Origin of the sequence: Micromonospora sp. KC207, from assembly GCF_004348615.1 — a bacterium.
GTDB lineage: Bacteria > Actinomycetota > Actinomycetes > Mycobacteriales > Micromonosporaceae > Micromonospora.
On the sequence record NZ_SMKJ01000333.1, the window covers coordinates 1 to 6,963 of the forward strand.

The following is a 6,963-nucleotide window of genomic DNA, read 5'->3' on the forward strand; positions in this document are numbered from 1 at the left end:
GCTCACCCCAGGGGTGCTCGCCCGGTTCGTCGGCACCGCGTCGTATCGAGCCATTGCCATGGAAGCGCTCCCATGCAAGAATTCCATCACGCGGTACGGGGAGCCACGCCGCACAGGTAGATGTCGAGGGCACCGGTATCACCGGACGACGTCCGCCGCCGAACCGGCCGCTTCACGTGCCGGTCGCGCACCACCACCACACTGCCCGTCCGGGTCGGGCACCCCCCGAAATCCCCCGTGGCGCCGTCGACGTCTCACCGACTGTCGCGCGCCGTACCGCCGGGCCGCGAGTCCGGTCTCGCCCAAGGAGATCAGTGGCATGAGTATGAGGAAGAGACTGTCCGGCCGCCGCCGGGCACTCGCGCTGACCGGTGCGGGTGCCCTGGTCGCCGGTGGTCTGGTGACCATCCCGGTCACCGCGGCCCAGGCCGCGACCCAGTGCAGCGTCACGTACACCACCAACGACTGGGCCGGCGGATTCACCGGCAGCGTCACCATCAGGAACATCGGGGACGCCGTCTCGTCCTGGAACCTCGGCTTCACCTTCCCGAACAGCAGCCAGAGGGTCGTGCAGGGCTGGTCGGCGAAGTGGAGCCAGAGCGGGCAGAACGTCATCGCCGCGAACGAGTCCTACAACGGCTCGATCTCCAGCGGCGGCAGCGTGACCATCGGCTTCAACGGCTCGTGGAGCGGCAGCAACCCGAAGCCCGCCTCGTTCACCCTGAACGGCGTGGTCTGCAACGGCGGCACCCCCACGACGCCGCCGACGACCCCGCCGACGACGCCTCCCACGACGCCGCCGACCACCCCGCCGACGACGCCTCCCACGACCCCGCCGACGGGCCCGCCGCCGCCGGGGAGGGTGGACAACCCGTATCTGAACGCCAAGGGGTACGTGAACCCGGAGTGGAAGGCCAAGGCCGAGTCCGTCACGGGCGGCAACCGGGTGTCGAACAACCCCACCGCCGTCTGGATCGACCGGATCGCCGCGATCAACGGCACGCCGGACAGCAGCTCCAACGGGGCGATGGGCGTGCGTGACCACCTGAACAAGGCGCTGGAGCAGGGTGCGAACTACATCCAGTTCGTCATCTACAACCTGCCCGGCCGCGACTGCTCCGCCCTCGCCTCCAACGGCGAGCTGGCCCCGGACGAGCTGCCCCGCTACAAGGCGGAGTACATCGACCCGATCGCCGCGATCCAGGGCGACCCAAAGTACGCCAGCCTGCGGATCATCAACATCGTCGAGCTCGACTCGCTGCCGAACCTGGTGACCAACACCTCGGACAAGCCGGGCGGCACCGCGACCTGCGACACGATGAAGGCCAACGGCGGGTACGTCAACGGCGTGGGCTACGCCCTGGCGAAGCTCGGCGCGATCGGCAACGTCTACAACTACATCGACGCCGGCCACCACGGCTGGCTGGGCTGGGACAGCAACTTCAGCCCGAGCGCGACGATCCTGCGCGAGGCCGCCGGCGCCTCCGGCAGCACCCCGGCCAACGTGCACGGCTTCATCGTGAACACCGCGAACTACTCGGCTCTCAAGGAGCCGTACTTCAAGGTCACTGACACGGTGAACGGCCAGACCGTCCGCCAGTCCAAGTGGGTCGACTGGAACTACTACGTCGACGAGCTCTCCTTCGCCCAGGCGTATCGCAACGAGCTGGTCTCCAAGGGCTTCAGCAGCAACATCGGCATGCTGATCGACACCTCCCGCAACGGCTGGGGCGGCTCCGCCCGGCCCACCGGCCCGGGCGCGATGACCAACGTGGATACCTACGTCAACGGCGGCCGGGTCGACCGGCGGCTGCACACCGGCAACTGGTGCAACCAGGCCGGTGCGGGCCTCGGCGAGCGTCCCAAGGCCGCCCCGGAGCCGGGCATCGACGCCTACGTCTGGGTGAAGCCCCCGGGTGAGTCGGACGGCTCCAGCAAGGAGATCCCGAACAACGAGGGCAAGGGCTTCGACCGGATGTGCGACCCGACCTACGGTGGCAACGCCCGCAACGGCAACAACATGAGCGGTGCCCTGCCGGACGCCCCGATCTCGGGCGCCTGGTTCGCGGCCCAGTTCTCCCAGCTCATGCAGAACGCCTACCCGCCGCTCTCCTGACCGGGCGGAAGGCCTACCGGCCGACGCGGGAGTGAGGCACCGCGACGGCAGGTTCCCCGGCCCCTGGTCCGACCGTTCACCGGTCGGGCCAGGGGCCCCCGCCTGTCGGGGCGGGCCGCCGGTCGCCGCCGAGCCGGGTCGGCCAGGTGTGGCCGGTCAGGGCACGGTCTTCTCCACCGCCGCCCGCCCCTGCTCGGCCAGGTCCCGGCGGGCCCGCTCGATGTTCGCGGGTGTCGGGTCCTGGCCCCGGGCGAGCACCAGGTCCTCCGGGTCCCACGGCTGCTCCGCGCCGGTGCGGATGTTGTCCCCGCCGGCGCCCGTGCCCCCGCCGTACGGGTCGCCGAGCAGGTCCTCGGTCGAACCGACTCCCTCCACGGCCTCCCCCGGCCCGGCGAAGGACGGGTTGTCCCGGTCGGCCCCGCCACCGGTACGTAGCTGCGGCACCGTGCTCTCGTCGTCCACCGCCGCCGCCACCTCGGGACTCTCCTCCAACGGCCGCCCGGCGTTCGGGTCGCGCTCGGTCATCCTGCTGCCCTCCTGTGTGTGCCCAGGTGCTGCCTGCGTGGTGCTAGGCCGACCAGGTCGCCCCCGCCGGCTGATCCCCCTGGCGTACCCCACAGGGCCCCGGACATGCAGACGGCGCCGGACCGTGAGGTCCGACGCCGTGAGGCCGCACCGGGCGCCGCCGGCCAGCAGGATGGCGGACAGGGCGGTCAGCGGCCGAGAACCCGGTCCAGGAAGTCGCGGTACCCGCGTACCGCGATTCGGAGCTGTTCGGTGTCGTCGCCGGTCTGCTGCCAGTCGCCCAGCTTGTTCTTCTGCTCGGCGAGCGCGGTGGCGAGCGCCTCGATCGCCTCCTCGACCAGCGACTCGGCCTGGCCCGCCGCGGCCCTGGGGTCGTCGACGAAGCGCAGCTGGACGTCGCGCCAGCGGTCCCGGAAGCCCTGGGCGATGCCCGGCTCGAAGAGGGTGGCGGCGTCCTCGGGCACCGCGGCGGTGGTGGGTCGGGCCGCCGCCGTGACCGCGCCGGCACCCAGGGCGTCCGGTGCGGCGTGGCGGGCGTCCGGGGTGGTGGCGTCGGGGTCGATCATGCTCGGCTCGGGTCGGCCGTACCCGGCCGCGCCGGCGAGCACCGCGTCCTGCTGGGTGCGGTCCGCCCCGCCCCGCCCGTCGGCCCGGTCGGAACCGGTGCCGTCCGCGTGGCGGACCCTGGTGTGCTCGTCGCCGGCCGCCCACCGGGCCCGGTCGTGCAGCCGGTCCGCAGCGGTCGGGTCGGCCCGCTCGTCGTCGAACGCGTCGGTCCGGCCGGGCGCGCCGTCGCCCGGCCGGACGGTGTCCTCGCCGCGCGGATCGCGCTCGTCCTCCGGCCGGCCGCTCGCCATCGCCGACGCCGCGACCGCGCCGCCGACCGTGGTGGCCCCGAACGCCGTCGGCAGCGGCGCCGGCTCGTGGAACTCGGGCACGCCGTCGGAGTCGGCATCCCGGCGCCTGCCGTCGGGGCCGCTGTGCTCGTCGGCCACGGTCGGGTCGTCGAAGGTGCCCCGGTCGTCCAGCACATCCTCGGGCACCTCGGCGCGGCCCCCGGTGTCCCGGCCCCGGCGCGCCGCCGCGTCGCCGGTCGGCCTGTCCTCCGAGGGCGGCACCGGCACCGGAGCGGACCGGACGGCCTCGGGGCGATCGCTGCTCACCTGCTGCTGATCCTGGCGCATCTGCTCTCCTCAACGGCTCGTGACGTCGTGCGGACGGTTGACCGGCGTCGCCTCCGGCTCCCGGGGCGCGCTGTCGGGATGGCGCTGCTCCAGGTGGGGCTCCGGGTGACGCTGCTCCACGTGGGGCTCCGGGTGGCGTTGCTCCGGAATGCGGGTGCCCACCGGTTCCTCGCCGAGGAAATCGGTGAAGAGCGCCCGGTAGTGGACGACCGCCTGGCGCAGCTCCTCGGTGCCGGCCTCGCCGCGCTCGTGGCGCAGCCGGATCTCGTGGGCGTCCCGGTAGTGCGAGAGCGTCCGGGCGTGCTCGACGGACAGGTGGGCGATCTGGTCGGAGAAGTCCCCGGTGGGGTATCCGCGCTCCGCGACGAGCCGGCCGACCAACTCGTCCGCGTCGCTCACCGTCTCGGCGGGAGAGTCGACGAAGCGGACCTGGAGTTCCTCCCACGCCGCCGCGTACCGGGCCCGAGAGTCCGGGGTGAGGGGCGTGAGCGTCAGCTCCGCGTGCCGGCGTTCCCGGTCCCGCAGCTCCCGCTCGGCGTCCGCGCGGCTGTCCCGCTCGGCGACCACCCGGTCGTACTCGGGCCCGAACCGGGACCGCAGCGCGCGGCGGCGGGCGACCTGCCGGCCGACGACGGCCAGGGCCGCGACCACCACGAGCACGACGAGAACTATGACGATTATCTGCGTGGGCGACATGGCTCCTCCTTCGTCCCTCCGGTATTCCCTCTGGTCGCTGATCGCCAATCCCGATCCGGGGGACTTTCTGCGCGACTGCTGGGTGCCGGGCGACAGATGGGGGGTTCGGCCCCGGATGCGCCGTGACTCCGACACAGCGGAGCGTGCCGGGGCGAGCGCGCCGGGCGAGAGGCCGGTACCGCATCCGCCGACGATTACGTATCCTGCCCAAGGCGCCCGTGCCGGTGCCCCGGTGCCGTGGCGGCGATGCCCGGCTGGCACCGGTGCCACCCGCTGCCACACGTTCCGGGCGAGGTCTGATGAACACCCGCGACTGGCCGATCCGCTCGAAGTTGACGGCCCTGGTCGTAGCGCCGGTGAGTGCGCTGCTGGCCCTGTGGATCTTCGCGACCACGCTCGCCTTCGGCCCGGCGCTGGCCCTGCTCTCCGCGGGCACCCTGCTCTACGACTTCGGCCGGCCGGGGGAGACGGTCGTCGCCGAGTTGCAGCGGGAACGCCGGCTGACCGTGGTGCAGCTCGCCGGCACCGGCGAGCTGCCGGAGCTGGCGGAGCAGCGGCGGCGGACCGACTCCGCGATCGCCGAGCTGCGCCGCCGCGTCTCCGGCGAAGGGTTGCGCGACGCCGCCGACGATCTGCTCGACGCCCGGCTCGACCGGCTGCTCGGCGCGCTGGACACGCTGCCCACCGGCCGGGGGTTCATCGACCACCGGCAGGTCGACCGGACGGGCGCGATCGGGCTCTACAGCGGCATGGTGGGCGCTGCTTTCCAGGCGTTCGCCGCCATGGCCGCGCTGCCCGACAACGACCTCAACCGGCAGGCGCTGGCGTTGACCGCCCTCGGCCGGTCCCGGGAGCTGCTCGGGCAGGCCGACGCGCTGCTCGCCGGGGTGCTGGTCACCGGGCGTTTCGCCGAGGGCGAGCACACCCAGCTCGTCCAGACCATCGGCAACCAGCGGTTCCTGGCCGACACGGCGGCGGCCGACCTGCCGGCGGCGGACCGGACGGCCTACCAGCGGCTGGCCGAGAGTGAGGCGTTCGTCCGGCTGCGTGCCCTCCAGGACGAGCTGGTGCGGGCCGATCCCGTCCGGGCGCCGAAGGTGGACGCCCGGGCCTGGCAGGCCAGCCAGGAGGCGGTCCAGCGGGGACTGCGCGACTTCGAGTTGGCCCAGGCCGACGCGATCGCCGACCGGACGGTGCCGGTGGCGGTCGGCATCCTTGCCCGGCTCGGCGTGGCCGGCGTGCTCGGGCTCGCCGCCATCGTGGCGTCGGTGCTGGTGTCGCTGCGGGTCGGCCGGTCGTTGGCGCGGCGGCTCACCGCCGTGCGCGACGCCGCCCTCGACATGGCGGGGCACCGGTTGCCGGACGTGGTCACCCGGCTGCGCCGTGGCGAGGACATCGACGTAGCCGGGGAGACTCCGCCGCTGGAGTACGGCCAGGACGAGATCGGTCAGGTGGGGCGTGCCTTCACCGAGGTGGGCCGGACGGCCGTCCGCTCCGCCGTGGACGAGGTCACCCTGCGCCGTGGGCTCAACGAGGTCTTCCTGAACATCGCCCGGCGCAGCCAGGGCCTGGTGCACCGGCAGCTCGCCCTGCTGGACCGGATGGAACGCCGCGTCGAGGACCCGGACGAGCTGGCCGAGCTGTTCCGGGTGGACCACCTGGCCACCCGACTGCGCCGGCACGCCGAGGACCTGGTGATCCTCGCCGGGGCCGCGCCGGGTCGGGGCTGGCGCAATCCGGTCGCGATGGTCGACCTGGTCCGGGGCGCCATCTCCGAGGTGGAGTCGTACGACCGGGTCGACATCGCCGACGTGCAGCCCGCCGCCACCGTCGGCCGGGCCGTGGGCGACGTCATCCACCTGCTCGCCGAGCTGATCGAGAACGCCACCGCGTTCTCCCCGCCCAACACGCGGGTCGCGGTGCGGGGGCAGAGCCTGCCCAACGGGTACGCCATGGAGATCATCGATCAGGGGCTGGGCATGGCCGCCCCGGCGCTGGAGGAGGCCAACCGCAGGCTGGCGACGCCGCCGGAGTTCGACCCGGCCGACAGCTCCCGGCTCGGGCTGTTCGTGGTCGCCCGGCTCGCCGCCCGGCACGGGATCCGGGTGCAGCTACGGCCGGCCGCCCACCGTGGGGTCACCGCCGTGGTGCTGATCCCGCACCACCTGGTGACCAGCGAGCCGCCGCCCGGTCCGGCCGCCGCCCGGGGGGCGTCGGATCCGGCCGACCCCCGGCGGATGGCTAAGGTGACCCGGCTCAACGCGCTGCCCCGGCCCCGGTCGGCCCGGATCACCCGGGAGCGCGGCGACACGTCGACGGCCGTGGTGCCGCTGGCGGCCAACCGTTCCGTGCCGGCCGACCCGGACGGCGACGGCCTGCCCCGGCGGGTGCGCCGGCGTGGCCCCGCCCGCCCCCGGCCGGCCGGCCAGGACACCCCGGTCC

5 protein-coding genes are annotated in these 6,963 nt (G+C 73.8%); 2 read left to right on the forward strand and 3 right to left on the reverse strand.

The window, feature by feature from the left end; translation table 11 throughout:
• Positions 1-319 precede the first annotated feature (319 nt).
• The gene (locus E1258_RS28260; RefSeq protein ID WP_132406486.1) at positions 320-2,116 is read left to right on the forward strand and encodes a glycoside hydrolase family 6 protein; all 1,797 of its coding nucleotides are present in this window, start codon (positions 320-322) and stop codon (positions 2,114-2,116) included.
• Positions 2,117-2,272: 156 nt separating this feature from the next.
• Here the strand turns inward: E1258_RS28260 and E1258_RS28265 are convergent, their stop codons facing one another.
• The 3 genes from E1258_RS28265 to E1258_RS28275 all read right to left on the reverse strand — a co-directional run bounded on the left by E1258_RS28265 (position 2,273) and on the right by E1258_RS28275 (position 4,521).
• Positions 2,273-2,641 carry a hypothetical protein gene (locus E1258_RS28265; protein WP_132406488.1) on the reverse strand — a complete coding sequence of 123 codons (369 nt, stop codon included), beginning with the start codon at positions 2,639-2,641 and terminating at the stop codon, positions 2,273-2,275.
• A 188-nt stretch (positions 2,642-2,829) separates the two neighbouring features.
• The gene (locus tag E1258_RS28270) at positions 2,830-3,825 is read right to left on the reverse strand and encodes a hypothetical protein (RefSeq protein WP_132406490.1); all 996 of its coding nucleotides are present in this window, start codon (positions 3,823-3,825) and stop codon (positions 2,830-2,832) included.
• 9 nt (positions 3,826-3,834) lie between these two features.
• Positions 3,835-4,521: a hypothetical protein gene (locus tag E1258_RS28275; protein WP_243715747.1), complete on the reverse strand. Its 687-nt coding sequence runs from the start codon at positions 4,519-4,521 to the stop codon at positions 3,835-3,837.
• 299 nt (positions 4,522-4,820) lie between these two features.
• On the opposite strand from E1258_RS28275, the gene E1258_RS28280 reads away from it, so the two are divergent.
• Positions 4,821-6,963, forward strand: a 2,143-nt coding sequence (locus tag E1258_RS28280; protein ID WP_132406492.1) for a nitrate- and nitrite sensing domain-containing protein, incomplete at its 3' end; no start/stop codon positions are given.

Coding starts and splice junctions, on each gene's coding strand:
- E1258_RS28265 (WP_132406488.1), bottom strand. CDS start 2,641: ATGACCGAGCGCGACCCGAACGCCGGGCGGCCGTTGGAGGAGAGTCCC.
- E1258_RS28260 (WP_132406486.1), top strand. CDS start 320: ATGAGTATGAGGAAGAGACTGTCCGGCCGCCGCCGGGCACTCGCGCTG.
- E1258_RS28275 (WP_243715747.1), bottom strand. CDS start 4,521: ATGTCGCCCACGCAGATAATCGTCATAGTTCTCGTCGTGCTCGTGGTG.
- E1258_RS28270 (WP_132406490.1), bottom strand. CDS start 3,825: ATGCGCCAGGATCAGCAGCAGGTGAGCAGCGATCGCCCCGAGGCCGTC.